This is a genomic window from Microbacterium sp. BG28 (assembly GCF_034044005.1).
Lineage (GTDB): Bacteria > Actinomycetota > Actinomycetes > Actinomycetales > Microbacteriaceae > Microbacterium.
Map to the genome: position 1 here is coordinate 243,821 of NZ_JAXCHA010000001.1, position 18,251 is coordinate 262,071.

The following is an 18,251-nucleotide window of genomic DNA, read 5'->3' on the forward strand; positions in this document are numbered from 1 at the left end:
CCGCCTTCGAAAGGCAGTGCCATGACCCCCACCGCCACGGGCCTCGCGCCCGAGAGCACCCGCATCCGCGGCGACGAACGCCACCCCGGCACCGGCCCGATCGCCACCGGATCCCACCTCCCCGCCATCGAGGTCCGCGGCCCCCTCCGCGAGCGGTACGACGAGATCCTCACCCCCGAAGCCCTCGGCTTCCTGGCCGAGCTGCACGACCGCTTCGCCGGGCGCCGGCACGACCGGCTCGCGGACCGGATGCGGCGCCGCTACGAGATCGGCAACGGGCACGACCCTCGTTTCCGCGACGACACGGCCCGCATCCGCGATGACGCCTCCTGGCGCGTCGCCGGCGCCGGTCCCGGTCTCGAGGACCGCCGGGTCGAGATCACCGGCCCGACCGATCCGAAGATGACGATCAACGCCCTCAACTCCGGAGCGAAGGTCTGGCTGGCCGACCAGGAGGACGCCACGAGCCCCACCTGGCGCAACGTCATCGAGGGGCAGCTGTCGCTCTTCGACGCGATCCGCGGGCAGCTGTCGTTCACGAGCGCAGAGGGCAAGCGCTACGAGGTGACGGCCACCGAGACCCCGACGATCGTGATGCGCCCGCGCGGCTGGCACCTGGTCGAGGAGCACCTCGGGTTCACCGACCGCTCGGGCCGCACGCTCGCCGCATCCGGCTCGCTCGTGGACTTCGGCCTGTACGCGTTCCACAACGCGCATCGGCTGATCGAGAACGGCGCGGGCCCCTATTTCTACATCGCGAAGCTCGAGTCGAGCGAGGAGGCGAAGCTGTGGGACGACGTCTTCAGCTTCACCGAGCGACGGCTGGGTATCGCACACGGGACGATCCGCGCGACCGTGCTGATCGAGACGCTGCCGGCCGCGTTCGAGATGGAGGAGATCCTGTACGAACTGCGCGACCACTGCGCGGGGCTCAACGCCGGACGCTGGGACTACATCTTCTCGATCATCAAGAACTACCGCGGCCGCGGGGCGCGCTTCGTGCTCCCCGACCGCAGCGAGGTCACGATGACGGTGCCGTTCATGCGGGCGTACACCGAGCTGCTGGTGAAGACGTGCCACAAGCGCGGAGCCTTCGCCATCGGCGGCATGAGCGCCTTCATCCCGAATCGCCGCGACCCCGAGGTCACCGAGCGCGCCTTCGAGAAGGTCGCCGCCGACAAGAAGCGCGAGGCCGGCGACGGCTTCGACGGCACGTGGGTGGCGCATCCGGATCTGATCCCCGTGGCTCGCGCGGAGTTCGACGCCGTGCTCGGCGACCGGCCGAACCAGCTGGATCGTCAGCGTGACGACGTCGAGGTGACCGCCGCGCAGCTCATCGACGTGCACATCGGCCGCCCCATCACGGCGGCGGGCGTGCACGGGAACGTCTCGGTCGCCATCCGCTACATGGAGGCCTGGCTCCGAGGACTCGGCGCCGTCGCGATCGACAATCTGATGGAGGATGCGGCGACCGCCGAGATCAGCCGCTCGCAGGTGTGGCAGTGGATCCACCAGGACCGCTCGACGGAGGAGGGCACCCGCATCACCCGCGAGTACATCGAGGAGCTGATCGCGCAGGTGCTCGGCGAGGTGGAACGGCGTGACGGCGACCGGTTCGACGACGCGGCCGAGGTGTTCCGCGACGTCGCCCTGGGCGCGGAGTTCCCGTCGTTCCTGACGCTCGGCGCGTACTCGCGGTTCCTCGTCGAACGCTGATCGCTCCACAATCCCCGGCCGCTTCGCTCCTCGCGGGGCGGCCGGGGATTCTGCGTGCTCACGCCCGAACTCCTGCAAAAGACGACCGGACCGCCGTCGGTGCCGCCGAGCCGGCGGATCTGCAGGAGTTCGGGCGTCGACAGCACCCGCACCGCTCGCGCGGGCGCCATGGAAGTCAGGGCGCAAGGAGGGCGAGCATCTCCTCCGGAGCGACAGCGGCCCGCAGATCCGGACCCACGAGACGCCCGCATCCGTCGAGTTCCACTGTCGCCGTCGGGCCTCCCGGTGCCATCGGCAGCGGATGCAGGACCACCGTCGATGTGGCCTCCACCTCGCACGTCCCCGCGGGACCCGCCTCGCCGATGAGGGCGAGCACTCGCGCGGCGCCCTCGCGGTCGAGGTCGTCGACACCCGCGTACGGGAGCACCCCCTGGATGCTCACCACGGCCCCGTCGGCGGAAAGCGACGCCGGGGCGTATCGACAGACCCGCATCCCGGTCACCTCGTCAGCGGAGGGTAGCGGGGGCAGCGGCACGGGGACGGCCGTCGCGCCGGCCTCCGGGAGGACCCGATCGTGGTCGATGTCCACGCGCGGAAGCGTCTGGGCCACCACCAGGAGACTCGCCGTCGATGCGCACCCCGCGGCCGTCGCCTCGGCGGACTCGATGAGGCTGCCGCGCTGGAAACGCGACTCGACCAGGGCGAGCGCGGCGACCGCTTCCTCGATGCGCTCGAGCACATCGGGACGCGGCTTCGCGCATCCGTTACTCGGGTACGGCGCTCGCACGTAACGACTCTCGGCGTCGGCGAGCCACAGTTCCGGCCCGATCCACATGTCCGCGGTGCACGCGCCGAGACTCGGCGGGTCATCCGGCTCGGCGAGGGCCGCGAGCAGCTCGCTCAGATCGCCCTCGAACCGCTCGATCCGCGAACCCGCCCAGATGCCCTCCGCATCCGTCTCGGTGGCGAACGCTTCGCACCGGTAGAACGCCACCGGCACGAAGTCGTCGGGCACGGCGCCTGAGACCACGTCCGGATCCACTGCGCCGAACCCGTCGCCGCAGCGCAGCTCGTCGATAGGGACCGCGTCGGCGCGCGGCTCGCCCGACACGAACGGCAGCGCCCCCGCGCAGCCGGTCAGCGTCGCCGCCAGCAGCACCGCGATGATGGCCCCCGTCTTCCGCATCCCTCCACGCTAGGCACGCGGCAGGCCTCCCCGCGCAACGAAGCGCTAACGATCAGGGCACCGGACTCCTGCAGGATCGCCCCGATCAGCCGGCCGCCCCGCGGCGAACGCCCGTCCTGCAGGAGTTCGGGCTCAGCCGCGCGATGCGCGCCCGGCGGCGAACCCATCGGCGTAGCCGACCTGGCGCCCCATGGCGATCGCCTCGTCGGTGCCGAGGCGGAACATGTCGTGCTCGCCCGTGCGCGGCAGCGTGCGTGCGCCGGGGGTGTCGACCTCGTCGGTGACGTAGCGCGACAACCCACGGACGACAGCGACCGGCCGACCGGTGGCCTTCCCTTTGACGAGGTCGCCCGCCGAGGCGATCTCGTCGGCGACGACGGGCACCGTCACCACGAGGGGCCTGCCCTGCGCGTCGGTCCCGCCGCGCAGATCGTCGACGACCCGCATCCCCGCCGCGCCGATCGCGATGTCGGTCTGTCCGATACGCCAGGCGCGTCCCAGGGTGTCGCTCACGACGATGCCCATCCGTACCCCGAAGCGCTCCCTGAGCGCGGCGCACAGCGCGCGAGCCGACGCATCCGGATCGATCGGCAGCAGCAAGATCGTCCCCTCGGGAGTGTTGGACGCGTCCACGCCGGCCGCTGCTCCCACGACGCCGAGTCGGTTCTCCACGATCCGGGTGGTGCCACGCACCGCGACGACCCGTACGGTCTCCGCCGTGATCGCGTCCTCGCGATCGGATGCGGCCAGCTGGCGTCCCTCCGCCTTCGAGACGATCTTGGAGGTCACGACGAGGATGTCACCGTCGGCGATGCCGTCCGCATCCGCCGCGAGCGCGTCTCCGATGATCGTGGCGAGGTCGTCGCCTGCGGCGACCTCGGCGATACCGTCGAGGGCCCAGACCTGCATGCGGGGTGCGCTCACCCGATCATGTTTCCACACCCGCCCGGGGCGTTCGGCCCTGCTGCGGCGGACACTCCCCCGCTAGGCTCGAAGGGTGACCGAACGCGCTCCCGTCTCCCGCAAGCTCTCCGCCATCGCCGAATCCGCGACCCTCAAGGTCGATGCGAAGGCGAAGGCCCTGCAGGCCGCCGGACGCCCCGTCATCTCCTATGCCGCGGGCGAGCCCGACTTCCCGACGCCGCAGTTCATCGTGGATGCGGCCGCGGAGGCGCTGAAGGACCCGGCGAACTTCCGCTACACGCCCGCCGTCGGTCTGCCGGCGCTGCGTGAGGCGATCGCGGCGAAGACGCTCCGCGACTCCGGCCTCGAGGTCTCCCCCTCGCAGATCATCGTGACCAACGGCGGCAAGCAGTCCGTCTACCAGGCATTCCAGGCTGTCGTGAACCCGGGCGACGAGGTCCTGCTGCCCGCGCCGTACTGGACGACCTACCCCGAGACCATCCGCCTCGCCGACGGCGTGCCCGTCGAGGTGTTCGCCGGTGCGGACCAGGACTACAAGGTCACGGTCGACCAGCTCGAGGCCGCCCGTACCGAACGCACCACCGTGCTCGTTTTCGTCTCGCCGTCCAACCCCACCGGCAGCGTCTACACGCCGGAAGAGACGCGCGCGATCGGCGAGTGGGCCCTCGCGCACGGCATCTGGGTCATCACCGACGAGATCTACCAGAACCTCGTCTACGAAGGCGCCCGCGCGGTGTCCATCGTCGAGGCCGTGCCGGAGCTGGCCGGACAGACGATCCTCGTCAACGGTGTCGCGAAGACGTACGCGATGACCGGTTGGCGTGTGGGCTGGATGGTGGGCCCCGCCGACGCGATCAAGGTCGCCGGAAACCTCCAGTCGCACCTGACGAGCAACGTGAACAACATCGCGCAGCGCGCCGCACTCGCGGCTCTCACGGGCCCGCAGGACGAGGCCGAGACGATGCGGGTTGCGTTCGATCGTCGCCGCCGCCTCATCGTCGACGAGCTGTCGAAGATCGACGGGGTCACGGTTCCGAACCCGCTCGGCGCGTTCTACGTCTACCCCGACGTCCAGGGGCTGCTGGGCCGCGAATGGGAGGGCGTGACCCCGACGACGACGCTCGAGCTCGCGGACCTCATCCTGGAGAAGGCCGAGGTCGCCGTCGTTCCGGGCGAGGCGTTCGGACCATCCGGCTACCTGCGCCTCTCGTACGCGCTCGGCGACGACGCGCTGCTCGAGGGCGTGCGACGCCTGCAGCGCCTGTTCGCCTGACGCGGGGCCGGCGTCCTCAGCTTCTTCCGAGCGCAGCCGTGAGCTCGACCATCAGACCACGAGCGGCCTCTCGGCTGGATGCGGTCGTCTCGGCCTCGGCGGAGATCAGTCGAGTGAGCACCCACCGCGCTCCCATGAGCGCCTCCGACCCCGTGCTCGCGTACCGCGTGACGCCGTCGAGCTCGTCGGCCCAGCCGAGCATTCCCTCGATCCGCAGCCGTTCGGCGAAGGCGCTCAGCTGTCCCCAGAGATCGTCAGCCATCCGTCGTGTCCGTCGGGCGCGGTGCACCAGAGGAGGCTCCCGGAACCTCGATCGTGATCCGCGAGCCGCCCTCGATCACGCCGTGGCCCTTGTCGGGCGTGGGCGCGGGAACCGGGATCTCCTGCTCCGCCTCCCACACGAGCCGCGCCTCGTGCGCAGACGGATGGAAGAGCTCGTCGAATCCGAGCAGCCCGCCTGACGAGCCCGCATCCGCGCCGTCCGATCTCTGCCGGCGATGGGTGGAAACGCTCACGAGCACGAAGAGCAGCGGGATGCTCAGCACGAGGACGATGGTCCCCCACCCCAGCACGTCGCTCATGTCGGAGGAGTCAGTGCTGGTACGTGCCGTGGATGATGGCGCGGCCGAGGGTCTTGAACGCGAGGTTGAACGAGACCACGGCGGGTGAGGCGTCCGCATCCACCCCGAGCGTCGGCTCGGACACGGCGTGCACGACGAAGTAGTACCGGTGCACCTGGTCGCCCTCGGGCGGTGCGGCGCCCATGAAGCCCGCCTGTCCGCCGTCATTGCGCACGTGGAAGGCGCCGGCGGGAAGCTCGGCCGCGGCGGCTCCGGTGTCGAGGGACGTGATGGATGCGGGAACGTCGACGAGCACCCAGTGCCAGAAGCCGCTGGGGGTCGGAGCGTCGGGGTCGAAGCACGTGATGACGTAGGACTGCGTCCCCTCGGGAGCGCCCGACCACGACAGCTGCGGCGAGGTGTTGCCGAGGGCGGCGACCTGGTCGTCCTTCAGCGATGCGCCGTCGGTGACGTCGTCGCTGGTGACGGTGAACGAGGCCACCGCGGGAAGAAGCGGATAGGGGTCCGGCGTCTGGGGGCGGGTGAGATCGGTCATGGCACCGAGCCTACGCACGGGTCGTATGACTGCACAGGGAGTTGCGGGCTACGCGCGAGAGCCCTCGGCGCAGAGGGCGTCGCCGGCGGCGCTGCGGTAGTAGAGCACGGCGCGGCCGTAGCGGGCGCGATTGAGCAGCCCCGCCCGCGCCATCACCCGCAGGTGCTGGTTCACGGCGGAGGTCGACACCCCGAGCCGAAGCGCCAGGTCGGTCGAGGATGCGGGCTCGCCGAGCTCGGTGAGCAGCACGGCGCGCGTGCGGCCGAGCAGGTCGGTGACGGCCGCGGCATCCGGACCGACGGCGGTGGACCACATGGCTCCCTGACCGCGCGCGGGGTACATCACCGTCGGCGGCAGATCGTCGTCGATCGGGGTCGATACGCGCGCCGTGAAGATCGACGGCACGAGCGTCAGGCCGTCGCCCAGGACGGGACGATGACGCACAGCCGGGTTCCAGAGCCGCACATCCAGGTGCCGGCCGTCGTAACGCACCGCATCCGAGAGCCCGTTGAGCACCACCCCGATACCGGCCTGGGCGGCGATGCGTCCGCGGTAGGCGATGTCGGCCTGCATGACGGCGTGCATGCGCGCCCAGTGCGGGGCGAAGCAGAGATCCCACGCCGTCGCGAGCGCGCGCTGCAGCCGGGAGACGACGACGTCGTGACGCCCCTGGAACACGCGCGGAACGCTCCCGTGCACCTTCTCCAGATCCGCGTACAGGTGCGCCCGGCTGATCCGGCCGAGGTCGGCGAGCTCGTCTTCCAGAGACGTCAACGGCGACGAGGGGTGGGGGTTCACGAAGTCCGCGACCCACCGCTTGTCGTTCACGAGCGCCAGCAGCATCTCCTCGTCGAGCAGCGAGCGCACACCGGCGATGCGCTGGAGCCAGGGGCGCTGCAGCGGAAACCACTCCGGCTCGTACAGGGCGCGCAGCGCCAGGCCGAGCTCGGACAGCGGCGAGACGCCGAAGCGGATGGCGGACACATCCGCCGCTTCCATCTCGTACCGAATCATGAAGCCATAATCTACATCGATTGCACGATTACCCACCCGCTGCGGGAATGGAGAGGTGACGAGCACCACCCCCACCGTTCCCCTGCGCACACTCATCGCCGACGACCAGACCCTGCGTCGCCTGCTGACGATCACGCTCGTCGACACCCTCGGCCGAGGCGCCTTCTTCACGCTCACGACGCTCTATCTGACCCTCATCGTCGGAGTTCCCGCCTTGTCCGTGGGCATCGGGCTGACCATCGCCGGCGCCGTCGGCGTCGCGAGCTCGCTCGTCTTCGGGCACCTGGCCGACCGCTTCAGCGCCCGTCGGATGCTCCTCTGGCTGCATCTGCTGCAGGGGACGGCCCTCATCGGATACGTCCTCGTGCACGATCTGCTGACCCTCGTGATCGCCGCATCTCTGGTGACCCTCGCGCAGCAGGGCAACGCCAGCGTGCGTTCAGCCGTCGTCGGGCGGGCTTTCCTCGGCGAGGACCGTGTCCGCATCCGCGCGACGATGCGCACCGTCACCAACGTCGGCATCGGCGTGGGAACCGCGGTCGCCGCGATCCCCCTCGCGCTCGGCACGGCTTTCGCCTTTCAGCTCACGATGTCCATCGCGGGCGCCCTGTTCGTCGTGTCCGCGGTGCTGGTCACGGGCCTGTCCGCCGACCGCGTCGACGTGCGGCGCAGGTCGCCCGGCGAGGCGGATGCGGACACGGCAACCCAGAAGGGGCCGAGCCCGTACCGCGATGCGCGCTTCCTGTCGCTCACCGCGTTCATGGGCGTCTTCGGCATCCAGTTCGGGCTCTTCGAGGTCGGCGTGCCGCTGTGGGTCGTCGGGCACACCGTCGCCCCCGACGTGCTCGTGAGCCCGCTCCTGCTCGTGAACACGGTCGTGGTGGTCCTGCTGCAGGTGCGCATGAGCCGCGGCACCGGCACCTTCGCGGGGGCGGGGCGCGCCATGCGCAACGCGGGTGTGCTGATGGTGCTCGCTTGCGCCCTCTGGGCGGGCGGCGGCTGGGTCGGCGGCGACGGGTGGGGGCCGATCGCCGTCGCCGCCGTCATCCTGCTGGCGGCGGCTCTCGTGCACTCGCTCGCCGAGATCACCTCGAGCGCCGCCGGCTGGAGCCTGAGCTTCGACCTGGCCTCGCAGGATCGGATGGGCAGCTACCAGGGCGTCTACGGCACCGGCTACGCCCTCGGCGCGATGATCGCGCCCGCCGTCGTGACGATGACGGCGATCAATCTGGGCACGGCCGGATGGGCGATCCTGGCGGTGATGTTCGGCGGCGCGGCCGCGGGAGTGGTGGTCATCGCCCGCCGTGCCGCGCGCGATGCGGTGACGATCGGTTAGAGCTCGACGCCGACCAGCACGGGTTCGGGCTGGAGGATCAGGCCGAACTCCTGCTGCACCCGCTGCTGGATGAAGCGCGCGAGCTCGGCGATCTCGCCCGCCGTCGCCCCGCCGCGGTTCGTCAGCGCCAGGGCGTGCTTGCTCGACACCGCGGCGCGCGAGCGGCCGATGCGGAAGCCCTTGCCGATCCCCGCGTGCTCGATGAGCCACGCGGCGCTGACCTTCACGTCGATCGAACGCACCGGGGCCGGGGGGACGTAGCCGTCGAACTGGTCGAGCGGGATGACACGCACCGGTTCGATCTCGGGCTCGAGCGGCCATCTCGGACACTCCGCCGGAAGGGTGCGCGCGAACTCCTGCGAGACCACGGCGTTCTGGAAGAACGAGCCCGCGGAGCGCGTGTCGGCATCATCCGCATCGAGCACCATACCCTTGCTGCGGCGGGTGGCGAGCACGGTGTCGCGCACCTCGGCGAGCGAGACGACCGCATCCGCTCCCAGTCCCAGCGCCCGGCGCAGCTGCTCGCCGCGCACAGGCCCTGCGCCGTGACCGACCTGCTGCAGCTCGAGTGTGACCGAGAGGATCACGGCCCGACGGGCGGCGACGGATCCGTAGTGCTGCTTGAGCACCGAGGTGCGGAAGCCGAGATTCAAGTCGGTGGCGGGGACCGTGACGACATCGCCGGTGGACTCGTCGATGAGCTCGACGTCGACGAGGGTCTGCGAGATGTCCTGCCCGTACGCTCCGACGTTCTGCACGGGAGCCGCACCGACGGTGCCGGGGATGCCGCTCATCGCCTCGATGCCGGCGAGCCCCGCCGTCACGGTGTCGGCGACCAGCGCGTCCCAGTCGTGCCCCGCCTGCACCCGCAGACGCACGAAGCCCGCCCGAGGCGAGGCCAGCCGTTCGATGCCCCGGGTCAGCACACGCACCACGGTGCCGTCGAAGGGCTCGTCGCCGACCAGGAGGTTCGATCCGCCGCCGAGCACGAACCAGTCGTCGCCGTCGGCCCAGACCTCGCGCAGCGCGGCGATCAGCTCGTCCCGGGACCGCGCCTCGCGCATCCGCGCGGGGGCAGCGCCCGTGGCCAGCGTGGTCAGCTGCGCGAGCGGCAGCGGTTCTACGGCGGTCATGCCTCGCGGGTCACCCGCACCTGCGCCTTGCCCAGCACGGTCGTGTCGGCGTGGGTCACCGTGAGGTCGATGCGCAGCGTCTCGTCGTCGATCTGACCGACGGTGGCGACGACGCGCACGTCGGCTCCCGTCTCGGCATCGACGACGACGGGTCGCGTGAAGCGCACGCCGTACTCGCGGATGCGGCCGGAGTCTCCGAGCCACGGCACGATCGTCTCGACCGACAGGCCCATCGTGAGCATGCCGTGGGCGAGGACGCCGGGCAGCCCCACGCGGGCGGCGACGTCGTCGCGGAAGTGGATGGGGTTGAAGTCGCCCGACGCGCCCGCGTACCGCACGAGCGATTCGCGGGTCAGGTGCACGTCGCGCTCGGCGACGACCTGGCCGATCTCGTACGCGGTCATTCCTCGCCTCCGATCAGCAGGATGGAGGTGGCGGTCACGACGTGCGCGCCGGCCGCATCCGTCACCTCGGCCTCGCTCGTGACCATGGCGCCCTTGCCCACGGCGCGCACGCCCGTCACGCGCAGCTGCGCGGTGAGCTCGTCGCCGGCAATGATGGGGCGCGAGTAGCGGAAGCGCTGCTCGGCGTGGATCGTGCGCTCGAGAGCGATCCCCGAGTCGGGCTCTGCCAGCAGCTGTTGCAGCGTGAGGTCCTGGATCACCATCGCGAAGGTCGGCGGCGCGACGACGTCGGCGTAGCCGAGCGCCCGGGCAGCAGCCGGATCGGTGTGCTGCGGATCGGTGGCGAAGACGGCGCGGGCGAACTCGCGCACCTTCTCACGGCCGACGAGATAGGGCGGTGTCGGCTCGAAGGCGCGCTCGACGAGGGTGGGATTCACGGGCACAGCCCCATCCTACCGAGCGGCCTGCGAGCGGCCGCCGTCAGAAATCGCTCAGCGCTTGCGCCCGCGGACGGCCTTCATCGCCATCTGCGTGCCGATGAACACGAGGAACGCCGCGAACAGGACGTTGGCGACGAAGGGGTCGAGCAGCGTCGCGATCCACGCGCCGAGGGCCGTGGTCGTGCAGGCGGCGACGCCGACGAGGGCCGCGGCGACCAGGTCGACGTTCTTGCGACGCAGGTTCCCGATGGTCCCCGACAGGGCGGTCGGGATCATGAACAGCAGCGAGGTCCCCTTCGCCTCCAGGTCACTGGCGCCGAAGAGGAGTACGAGGATCGGGACGACGATCACGCCGCCGCCGACGCCGATGAGACCCGCCATGATGCCCGTGAACACACCCACCACGACGAGGGCGATGCCGGTGACGACCGTCACCTCGATGTGCGCATCACGGGAGGGGATGACGAAGAACAGGCTCGCGATCACCACGACGATGAAGGCCACGAAGCCCCACCGCAGCGCCGTCTGCGAGATCTTGGGCAGCAGCCACGTGCCGATCTGCGCGCCGACGACCGCTCCGACGGCGAGGAGGATGGCCGGCACGAGCGCGACCGAGCCGTGCACCGCGTACGAGATGACGCCGACGGCGGCGGTCGGCACGATGGCCGCGAGCGAGGTTCCTGCGGCCAGCCGCTGGTCGAACTTCAGGAACAGGACCAGCAGCGGGACGATCACCGTGCCGCCACCCACGCCGAACAGTCCGGACAGCAGGCCGGCCAGCAGCCCGGTCGCGATGCAGGTGAGGATGAAGGCCGGGGTGCGCGGGCGGAGCAGGCGTGCGGGGGCGTCGGTCACCGGGAGAGCCTACCGTCGCCCCCGTCGCGTCACTGCACCGACCACCCTCCGTCGGACGCGAGGATCACGCCGTTGATGTTGGCCGCGTCGTCCGAGAGCAGGAAGGTGATGGATGCGGCGAGTTGCTCCGCCGTGGCCACCGTAGGGATGAGCTGTTCGAACGGCGACACGCGGGCGCGGCCGGTCTCGGAGAGGTGCGGCGGCAGAGCGATGCCGGTGGCGACGGCACCCGGCGCCACGGCGTTGACGCGGATCCCGGCGGGGCCGTACATGAAGGCCGCCGACCTGGTGAGCCCGATCACGGCGTGCTTCGAGACGGTGTACGCGTTGCCTGCGGCATTGCCGCGCAACCCCGCTTCCGAGGTGACGTTGACGATCGCCCCGGTCCCGGCCGCGGTCATCCCGGGGATCACCGCACGCGACAGCTTGAAGGTGCCGGTGACGTTGACCGACATGACGCGCTCCCACACCGCATCCGTCGTCTCGCCGAGCGGCGAGAAGTCGTCCATGATCCCGGCGACGTTCGCCAGCCCGTCGATGCGCTCTCCGGCGGTCGCGACGATCCGGTCGACGGCGCCCTGGTCGGTGATGTCGCCGGCCACCGCCACGAGCTTCTCCCCGCCATGCGCCGCCACCAGCTCGTCCAGACGATCGGCGGAGATGTCGACGGCGACGACGCGGCCGTCCTCGCGGAGCACCCGCGACGCCACGGCGCGCCCGATCCCGGATGCGGCGCCCGTGACGATCACGGTGCGACCGGCGAAGCGGCCCGCGACCACGCGCTCGACCCACGGTGCAGGGCCCGTCTGCTCCGGCATCGTGCCTCCGTTCGCCTGACGGACGAGATCGTCGACGACCGACTGCGGCAGCTGCCCCTGACTCAGCGCGACGAGCTGTTGGAGCGGCTGCGATCGGACGGGGCCCAGCGCGTCCTCCGTCGTGCCCGATGCGGCGAGCAGCCCGCGGATGAGGTCGCCCCCGACGGGGTGATCCAGCCATTGCGCGATCGTGCTGTTCGCGGTCAACACCACACTCTCCGACATTGCAGAGCCCTTCTCTCGAGCGGGCCGTCGCCGTTCGACGGATAATCCCGCACGGGAAATACTACGCTCGTCGGGACCGGTACGCCCGGGCAAGATCGAGGAGACGGAGCCGACGTGACGCCAGAATCCCCCTCACGTCGAGGACGCGGCGAACGCGCGGGCCTGGACCGCGCCGCGATCCTCGACGCGGCACGGACGCTGCCCTCGGGGCAGCTCACGATGCAGGGCGTCGCCGACGCGCTCGGGGTCGACCGCAAGGCGCTCCATCACCACGTCCACGGACGCGAGGGCCTGCTCGAGCTTCTCGCCGAAGACGTGTTCCTCACCCGTATCGCGGCGCTCGAGATCCCCGCCGACGCCCCCTGGCCCGACGCCTGCCGCGCGTTCGCCGAGGGGATGCGGCAGTCATTGGTCGCTTCGGGCGCCCTCGTCGAGCACTTCCGCACGCTGTCGCGGGCGACGCTCGCCGCCGTCCGGCCGGCCGAGGTCGTGCTGGAGCGGCTGCTCGCCGGCGGGCTCGACGAGGTCGCCGCCGGACGAACCCTCCTGCTGTTGACGACCGTCGCCACGGGCTTCGCGCGAGAGGAGATCGCGGCAGCGGGGGCGGGCGGGCACCCACAGGTCGCGCAGTTCCGCGGGATGCTCCGCGAGACGGGCGCCGCGGAGCTCAGCGTGCTGCGCCGGCTCGACGGGAGCGGCTTCGACGCCTACGGCGACGCGCAGTTCGCCTTCGACGTCGACGCCGTCATCGCCGCCGTCGAGGTCCGCCTCGCCGGCTGAGCACCCGAACGCCAGCTACTCGCGCCCGGGGTCGACGGGTGTGAAGCCGGCGAGACCACCGCGCTTGAGCAGGCCCGCGACCGCCAGCGAGCCGGCGACCGCGAGGAAGATCGGCAGCAGCAGAGAGAACCCGGTGTCGGTGAACTCGATGATCAGGGCGATCGCGGTGAACGGGGCGCGCATGTTCGCGGCGAGGAAGGCGGCCGCGGCGACCACGGCGAGTCCCGTGCCGCTCGCCCCGGGCCAGAGCAGTGCCCACCCCGCTGCCGCAGCCGCCCCCAGCGCGGCACCGATCGCGACGGAGGGCTGCAGCGTTCCGCCGATGGCGCCCGCTCCGAGCGAGAGCGTGGTCGCGACGTACTTCAGCACCGCGAGGATGAGCAGGAACACGACCGGCTCGCTCAGCTCGAAGCCGGCGGTCGCCAATGCGCGGCCATTGCCGAGGATGAGCGGGAAGAACATGCCGACGGCGCCCACGGCGGCGAACACGAGCGGGAGCACGACGAGCAGCTTCCAGCCGGTGGGCCGGAAGGCGCTCAGTCGTTTGGTCGCCGCCACGAAACTGGTGGCGACGACTCCCATCACGGGTCCGACGACCACAGCCGCGACGAGCAGCGACGCGTTGACCTCGATCGATCCGAGGTCGTACAGCGACTGGTCGCCGACGAGCGGTCGCGCGACCAGGGTCGCGATCGCGCTGACCGCCAGCGCGGTCACAGCGGCGGCGATCGAGAACTCGCCGAGGAGGATCTCGACCGCGAACACCGCCCCGCCCAACGGCACGTTGTAGACGGCCGCGAGACCGGCCCCCGCGGCCGAGGCGATCAGGATGCGGCGCCAGCGCGGCGTCAGACGGAACCAGCCGACGACCTTCGACGATGCCATCGCGGCGAGCTCGCGCGGGGCCACCTCTTTGCCGATCGAGGCACCGAGCGCGACCGAGACGACCTGCAGGACGGTGTCGACGAAGGTCTCCAGCACGGGCATCGGTCGCCCCGCGACGCCCTGCTCGACGCTCGAGACCGGCCGCCCGAAGCGGCGGATGAGGTACCAGCCGGCGGCCGCGATGACGCCGGCAGCGCTGACCGTCACCAGCGGCAGCCAGAACTCGGATGGCGCAGCGAGACCGTCGAGGAAGGGGCCTCGACCCTCACCCCAGACGAGATGCTCGATCGAGTGGACGATCCAGACCAGCAGCAGCACGGCGAGACCGGTGCCGACGCCCGCGAGGACGGTCGCCGCGCCGATCCGCGTGAGGTGGCCGACGGCCGGGCGGAACCGCGTCGCGCTCACCGCAGCGTACGCCGGGAGCTGATCTGGCCGGTGTCGAACCCCATGAGGTGCAGGCCGCCGTGGAAGCGCGCGTGCTCGATCTTGATGCAGCGGTCCATGACGACGGTCAGGCCCTTGCTCTCACCGTAGCGCGCCGCATCCTCGTTCCAGATCCCGAGCTGCACCCACACGGCGGGCGCGCCGACCGCGAGGGCGTCGTCGATGACCGAGGGGATGTCGTCGGCGCGGCGGAAGACGTCCACGATGTCGGGCACCTCCGGCAACGAAGCGAGGTCGGGGTAGGCCGGCTGACCGAGGATCTCGGTGGCGTTCGGGTTCACGAAATACACCCGGTAGTCGCCGGACTGCAGAAGGTACGTGCCGACGAAGTAGCTGGAGCGCGCGGGGTTCGCCGAGGCGCCGACGATCGCGATGCTCTTCGCGGCGCGGAGGATCGCGAGGCGTTCCTTCGCGCCCGGCCCCTCCCACGTGCGCTGCGAGCGCAGCAGCTTGGCGAGGGGCGAACTGGCGGGCAGGGCGCACGTCAGTCCGTTGGGGAGGCGGGTCTCGACGGTCTCCTCGACGGCGGTCACGTCGTTCATCATGCCCCCTGCGCGGCGGCGAGGGCCTGGTCGAGGTCGTAGATGATGTCATCGACGTCTTCGATGCCGACGCTGATGCGCACGAGCCCCGGCAGCACGCCGCCGTCGATGAGCTGCTGCTCGGTCAGCTGCGCGTGGGTCGTGGACGCGGGGTGGATGACGAGCGTCTTCGCGTCGCCGATGTTGGCGAGGTGGCTGGCGAGATCGACCGACTCGATGAAGGTGCGCCCGGCCGCACGTCCACCCTTGACCCCGAAGCTGAAGACGGCGCCGGGCCCCTCCGGCAGGTACTTCTTGGCGCGGTCGTGATGGATGTGACCCGGAAGCCCGGCCCAGGTGACGTACTCGACGCGCGGGTCGGCGTCGAGCCATTCGGCCACGGCGCGCGCGTTCTCGACGTGCGCCTTCATGCGATACGGCAGCGTCTCCACGCCCTGCGCCAGCAGGAACGCCGAGTGCGGCGCGAGCGCCGGGCCGATGTCGCGCAGCTGTTCGGCGCGCAGGCGCGTGAGGAAGGCGTACTCGCCGAAGTTGCCCGACCACTCGAGCCCGCCGTAGCTCGGCACCGGCTCGGTGAACAGGGGGAAGCGCTCGCTCGACCAGTCGAAGCGGCCCGACTCGACGACGACGCCGCCGAGGGAGGTGCCGTGGCCGCCGAGGAACTTGGTGGCGGAGTGCACGACGATGTCGGCGCCCCACTCGATCGGACGACACAGATAGGGGGTGGCCACCGTCGAGTCGATGACGAGTGGAACACCGGCGGCGTGCGCCACGGCCGCGAGGCCTTCGATGTCGGCGACCTCGCCCGAGGGGTTGGCCACGGTCTCCGCGAAGACCGCCTTGGTGCGGTCGGTGATGGCGGCGGCGTAGTCGGCGGGATCCGCCGAGGCCACGAACGTCGTCTCCACGCCGAAGCGGCGCAGCGTCACGTCGAGCTGGGTGATGGAGCCGCCGTAGAGGTTGGCGCTGGCCACGATGTGATCGCCCGCCCCCGCGAGCGAGGCGAACGTGATGAACTGCGCCGAGAGCCCGCTCGAGGTGGCGACGGCGCCGAGACCCTGCTCGAGCGAGGCGATGCGTTCCTCGAACGACGCCGTCGTCGGGTTCGCCAGGCGACTGTAGATGTTGCCGTACTTCTGCAGCGCGAAGCGCGCAGCGGCATCCTCCGTGTCGTCGAAGACGAACGCCGAGGACTGGTAGATCGGCAGCGCACGGGCGCCGGTGACGGCGTCGGGGATGTTGCCGGCGTGGATGGCGCGCGTGCGGAAGCCGTATTCGCGATCGGCCATGAGGGCCCTTTCGAGGGGGGTGCGGGTTTCCCGCAGCCTACCGGCCGCTTCTCGCGGCCCCCATTCGTGTGTCGGCGTGCGTCGGCGCATACGCATCGGTCGCTATCGTCGGTGGCATGGAGGACTGGACCGAGCAGGCAGCCGAGGCGCTGGACAGGCTGACCGAGTCGGGGCTCGGCTCGCCCTGGATCGGCACCGCCCGCATCCTGTCGGCGACCCCGCCCTCTTCTCGGCGGCGCCACCAGAGCTGCACGGTCGAGTTGGCTCTCGCCGCGGAGGGTTTCGAGGGCGCGACGACATCGGCAGAGGTCGTCATCGACACCAGGTATTGGCCGGAGCCCGGCACGGTTCTGCCGGCGCGGTTCTCTCGCGCGCTGCCGCGCACGATCGACGTGGACTGGGAACAGCTGCGCTCAGCGCGGTGACAGCGACGGCGCCACCGGGATGCCGAAGACATGCCGGAGCGCGCTCTGCGCCGCCCACCATCCGCCGAGGCCGTGAACTCCGGGGCCGGGCGAGGTCGACGCCGAGCACAGGTAGACCCCCGGAAGCGGCGTGCGCCAGGGGTCGCTGCGCAGCACGGGGCGCTTGAGCAGCTGCGCGACGTCAGGAGTGCCTGCGGCGATGTCGCCGCCGGGGTAGTTCGGATTGTGCCGGGCAAGGTCCACGGCGGTGCGCGAGCGGGCGGCGAGGATCGTGTCGCGGAAGCCGGGTGCGAACCGTTCGATCTGGGCGACGACGACCTCCTCCCGGTCGACGTCGCTGCCGGCGGGCACGTGGGTATAGGCCCACAGGGTGTGGGCGCCGTCGGGAGCGCGCGTGCGGTCGAACAGCGAGGGCTGCGAGATGAGCACGTACGGACGCTCCGGCATCCGCCCGTGGACGACGTCGTTCTCGGCGGCGGCGATCTCGGCACGGGTACCGCCCAGGTGCACCGTGCCGGCCTGCGCCACCGCCGGATCCGCCCACGGGACGGGAGCGGAGAGCGCGAAGTCGACCTTGGCGACGCCGGCGCCGTAACGGAACCGGTCGAGTGCGGCCCGGTATGAGGGCGGCAGGTCGTCGCCTGCGATGCGCAGAAGCGCCGCAGGGGTGACGTCCAGCAGCACCGCGCGGGCCGGAGGCAGCTCCGCGAGCGAGCGCACCTCGTGATCGCGCACGACCTCGACCCCGTGATCACGCAGGTCCCCCACCATCGCGTCGATGATCGCCTGGCTGCCGCCGATCGGGATCGGCCAGCCGTGCGCGTGTGCGTAGGCGCCCAGCGCGAGCCCGGCCCCGGATGCGGCGAGGCTCGGCTGCGGCAGGATCGAGTGCGAGGCGACACCGGTGACGAGGGCGGGCGCCGCATCCTCACGGAACCTCCATCCCCACAGCGGCGATCCCTGATCGAGCACGCGCATGCCGAATCGCGCGGCGAACACGGGATCGGCGGGAAAGCGCAGCAGCGGCCCACCGGTCAGCTCGGCGAGTCGCGCGGTGTTCTCGGCGAGAGGGCGCATGAGCCGCGCATAGGCGGCGCCGTCGCGCCCCAGCTCCTCACTCGTGCGGTCGAGATCACGGTAGGCGAGCGCGGCACGCCGGCCGTCGAGCGGATGCGCGAACGAAACCTCGGGAACGACGAAGTCGACGCGCTCGGTGAGACCGAACGCCTGGAAGAACGCGGACTCGAAGGCGAGCGGATGCACGGCGGAGCACACGTCGTGGAGGAAGCCGGGCAGCGTCAGGCCCGCCGAGGACGCGCCGCCGCCGAGGGTCGCGGCGCGCTCGTAGACACGGACGGAGAGTCCGGCTCTGGCGAGGGTCACAGCAGCGGCGAGTCCGTTCGGACCCGATCCGACCACGATGACGTCGAGATCGCTCACTCT

At 71.1% G+C, this 18,251-nt stretch carries 20 protein-coding genes; 5 read left to right on the plus strand and 15 right to left on the minus strand.

Annotation, left to right across the window (positions count from 1 at the left end; all coding sequences use genetic code 11):
• The first annotated feature begins 21 nt into the window (after positions 1-21).
• Complete coding sequence (gene aceB, locus SK224_RS01185; protein ID WP_320433023.1) at positions 22-1,716, plus strand: malate synthase A; 1,695 nt, start codon at positions 22-24, stop codon at positions 1,714-1,716.
• Between the two features lie 175 nt (positions 1,717-1,891).
• On the opposite strand, the gene SK224_RS01190 is transcribed toward aceB, so the two are convergent.
• Positions 1,892-2,902 (minus strand): hypothetical protein, encoded by a 1,011-nt coding sequence (locus SK224_RS01190; protein ID WP_320433024.1) that lies wholly within the window; start codon positions 2,900-2,902, stop codon positions 1,892-1,894.
• Positions 2,903-3,034: 132 nt separating this feature from the next.
• Entirely contained in the window at positions 3,035-3,826 is a 792-nt protein-coding gene (locus tag SK224_RS01195; RefSeq protein ID WP_320433025.1) for a coenzyme F420-0:L-glutamate ligase, read from the minus strand.
• 73 nt (positions 3,827-3,899) lie between these two features.
• Between SK224_RS01195 and SK224_RS01200 the strand changes: the two genes are divergently transcribed.
• On the plus strand, positions 3,900-5,099 hold the full coding sequence (locus tag SK224_RS01200; protein ID WP_320433026.1) for a pyridoxal phosphate-dependent aminotransferase: 1,200 nt from the start codon (positions 3,900-3,902) through the stop codon (positions 5,097-5,099).
• Positions 5,100-5,115: 16 nt separating this feature from the next.
• Here SK224_RS01200 and SK224_RS01205 read toward each other — a convergent pair whose 3' ends face one another.
• Genes SK224_RS01205 through SK224_RS01220 form a run of 4 tightly spaced genes read right to left on the minus strand, consistent with a single transcriptional unit; the run spans position 5,116 to position 7,229 of the window.
• A complete protein-coding gene (locus SK224_RS01205; RefSeq protein ID WP_320433027.1) occupies positions 5,116-5,361 on the minus strand; it encodes a hypothetical protein in 246 nt (81 codons plus the stop codon).
• Positions 5,354-5,680 carry a hypothetical protein gene (locus tag SK224_RS01210; protein ID WP_320433028.1) on the minus strand — a complete coding sequence of 109 codons (327 nt, stop codon included), beginning with the start codon at positions 5,678-5,680 and terminating at the stop codon, positions 5,354-5,356. Before SK224_RS01210 ends, SK224_RS01205 begins: the two co-directional genes overlap by 8 nt.
• Positions 5,681-5,690: 10 nt before the next feature.
• Positions 5,691-6,215, minus strand: coding sequence for a YbhB/YbcL family Raf kinase inhibitor-like protein (locus SK224_RS01215; protein WP_320433029.1), 525 nt, complete (start codon positions 6,213-6,215; stop codon positions 5,691-5,693).
• A gap of 48 nt (positions 6,216-6,263) precedes the next feature.
• Positions 6,264-7,229 carry an ArsR/SmtB family transcription factor gene (locus SK224_RS01220; RefSeq protein WP_320433030.1) on the minus strand — a complete coding sequence of 322 codons (966 nt, stop codon included), beginning with the start codon at positions 7,227-7,229 and terminating at the stop codon, positions 6,264-6,266.
• 55 nt (positions 7,230-7,284) lie between these two features.
• Between SK224_RS01220 and SK224_RS01225 the strand changes: the two genes are divergently transcribed.
• Entirely contained in the window at positions 7,285-8,565 is a 1,281-nt protein-coding gene (locus tag SK224_RS01225; protein ID WP_320433031.1) for an MFS transporter, read from the plus strand.
• On the opposite strand, the gene SK224_RS01230 is transcribed toward SK224_RS01225, so the two are convergent.
• The 5 genes from SK224_RS01230 to SK224_RS01250 are packed head-to-tail and all read right to left on the minus strand — an operon-like array spanning position 8,562 to position 12,440.
• On the minus strand, positions 8,562-9,698 hold the full coding sequence (locus tag SK224_RS01230) for a UDP-N-acetylmuramate dehydrogenase (protein ID WP_320433032.1): 1,137 nt from the start codon (positions 9,696-9,698) through the stop codon (positions 8,562-8,564). The genes SK224_RS01225 and SK224_RS01230 overlap by 4 nt on opposite strands.
• Positions 9,695-10,102 carry a MaoC/PaaZ C-terminal domain-containing protein gene (locus SK224_RS01235; protein ID WP_320433033.1) on the minus strand — a complete coding sequence of 136 codons (408 nt, stop codon included), beginning with the start codon at positions 10,100-10,102 and terminating at the stop codon, positions 9,695-9,697. Before SK224_RS01235 ends, SK224_RS01230 begins: the two co-directional genes overlap by 4 nt.
• A complete protein-coding gene (locus tag SK224_RS01240) occupies positions 10,099-10,545 on the minus strand; it encodes a MaoC family dehydratase N-terminal domain-containing protein (protein WP_320433034.1) in 447 nt (148 codons plus the stop codon). Before SK224_RS01240 ends, SK224_RS01235 begins: the two co-directional genes overlap by 4 nt.
• Positions 10,546-10,593: 48 nt before the next feature.
• On the minus strand, positions 10,594-11,397 hold the full coding sequence (locus tag SK224_RS01245; RefSeq protein WP_413816746.1) for a sulfite exporter TauE/SafE family protein: 804 nt from the start codon (positions 11,395-11,397) through the stop codon (positions 10,594-10,596).
• A gap of 29 nt (positions 11,398-11,426) precedes the next feature.
• Positions 11,427-12,440: an SDR family NAD(P)-dependent oxidoreductase gene (locus SK224_RS01250; RefSeq protein WP_320433035.1), complete on the minus strand. Its 1,014-nt coding sequence runs from the start codon at positions 12,438-12,440 to the stop codon at positions 11,427-11,429.
• 114 nt (positions 12,441-12,554) lie between these two features.
• Here SK224_RS01250 and SK224_RS01255 point away from each other — a divergent pair, with 114 nt between their 5' ends.
• Positions 12,555-13,220, plus strand: coding sequence for a hypothetical protein (locus SK224_RS01255; protein WP_320433036.1), 666 nt, complete (start codon positions 12,555-12,557; stop codon positions 13,218-13,220).
• Positions 13,221-13,235: 15 nt separating this feature from the next.
• On the opposite strand, the gene SK224_RS01260 is transcribed toward SK224_RS01255, so the two are convergent.
• Genes SK224_RS01260 through SK224_RS01270 form a run of 3 tightly spaced genes read right to left on the minus strand, consistent with a single transcriptional unit; the run spans position 13,236 to position 16,383 of the window.
• Complete coding sequence (locus SK224_RS01260; protein ID WP_320433037.1) at positions 13,236-14,513, minus strand: chloride channel protein; 1,278 nt, start codon at positions 14,511-14,513, stop codon at positions 13,236-13,238.
• Positions 14,510-15,094, minus strand: a complete 585-nt coding sequence (locus SK224_RS01265) for a CoA-binding protein (RefSeq protein WP_320433038.1) — start codon at positions 15,092-15,094, stop codon at positions 14,510-14,512. The genes SK224_RS01260 and SK224_RS01265 overlap by 4 nt, the downstream gene beginning before the upstream one ends.
• Entirely contained in the window at positions 15,094-16,383 is a 1,290-nt protein-coding gene (locus SK224_RS01270; RefSeq protein WP_320433039.1) for an O-acetylhomoserine aminocarboxypropyltransferase/cysteine synthase family protein, read from the minus strand. The genes SK224_RS01265 and SK224_RS01270 overlap by 1 nt, the downstream gene beginning before the upstream one ends.
• 116 nt (positions 16,384-16,499) lie before the next feature.
• Here SK224_RS01270 and SK224_RS01275 point away from each other — a divergent pair, with 116 nt between their 5' ends.
• Positions 16,500-16,808 (plus strand): hypothetical protein, encoded by a 309-nt coding sequence (locus SK224_RS01275; protein ID WP_320433040.1) that lies wholly within the window; start codon positions 16,500-16,502, stop codon positions 16,806-16,808.
• Here the strand turns inward: SK224_RS01275 and SK224_RS01280 are convergent.
• Complete coding sequence (locus tag SK224_RS01280; protein ID WP_320433041.1) at positions 16,797-18,248, minus strand: NAD(P)/FAD-dependent oxidoreductase; 1,452 nt, start codon at positions 18,246-18,248, stop codon at positions 16,797-16,799. The genes SK224_RS01275 and SK224_RS01280 overlap by 12 nt on opposite strands.
• Positions 18,249-18,251 lie beyond the last annotated feature (3 nt).

Coding starts and splice junctions, on each gene's coding strand:
- aceB (WP_320433023.1), top strand. CDS start 22: ATGACCCCCACCGCCACGGGCCTCGCGCCCGAGAGCACCCGCATCCGC.
- SK224_RS01190 (WP_320433024.1), bottom strand. CDS start 2,902: ATGCGGAAGACGGGGGCCATCATCGCGGTGCTGCTGGCGGCGACGCTG.
- SK224_RS01205 (WP_320433027.1), bottom strand. CDS start 5,361: ATGGCTGACGATCTCTGGGGACAGCTGAGCGCCTTCGCCGAACGGCTG.
- SK224_RS01210 (WP_320433028.1), bottom strand. CDS start 5,680: ATGAGCGACGTGCTGGGGTGGGGGACCATCGTCCTCGTGCTGAGCATC.
- SK224_RS01215 (WP_320433029.1), bottom strand. CDS start 6,215: ATGACCGATCTCACCCGCCCCCAGACGCCGGACCCCTATCCGCTTCTT.
- SK224_RS01220 (WP_320433030.1), bottom strand. CDS start 7,229: ATGATTCGGTACGAGATGGAAGCGGCGGATGTGTCCGCCATCCGCTTC.
- SK224_RS01230 (WP_320433032.1), bottom strand. CDS start 9,698: ATGACCGCCGTAGAACCGCTGCCGCTCGCGCAGCTGACCACGCTGGCC.
- SK224_RS01235 (WP_320433033.1), bottom strand. CDS start 10,102: ATGACCGCGTACGAGATCGGCCAGGTCGTCGCCGAGCGCGACGTGCAC.
- SK224_RS01250 (WP_320433035.1), bottom strand. CDS start 12,440: ATGTCGGAGAGTGTGGTGTTGACCGCGAACAGCACGATCGCGCAATGG.
- SK224_RS01265 (WP_320433038.1), bottom strand. CDS start 15,094: ATGAACGACGTGACCGCCGTCGAGGAGACCGTCGAGACCCGCCTCCCC.
- SK224_RS01270 (WP_320433039.1), bottom strand. CDS start 16,383: ATGGCCGATCGCGAATACGGCTTCCGCACGCGCGCCATCCACGCCGGC.
- SK224_RS01275 (WP_320433040.1), top strand. CDS start 16,500: ATGGAGGACTGGACCGAGCAGGCAGCCGAGGCGCTGGACAGGCTGACC.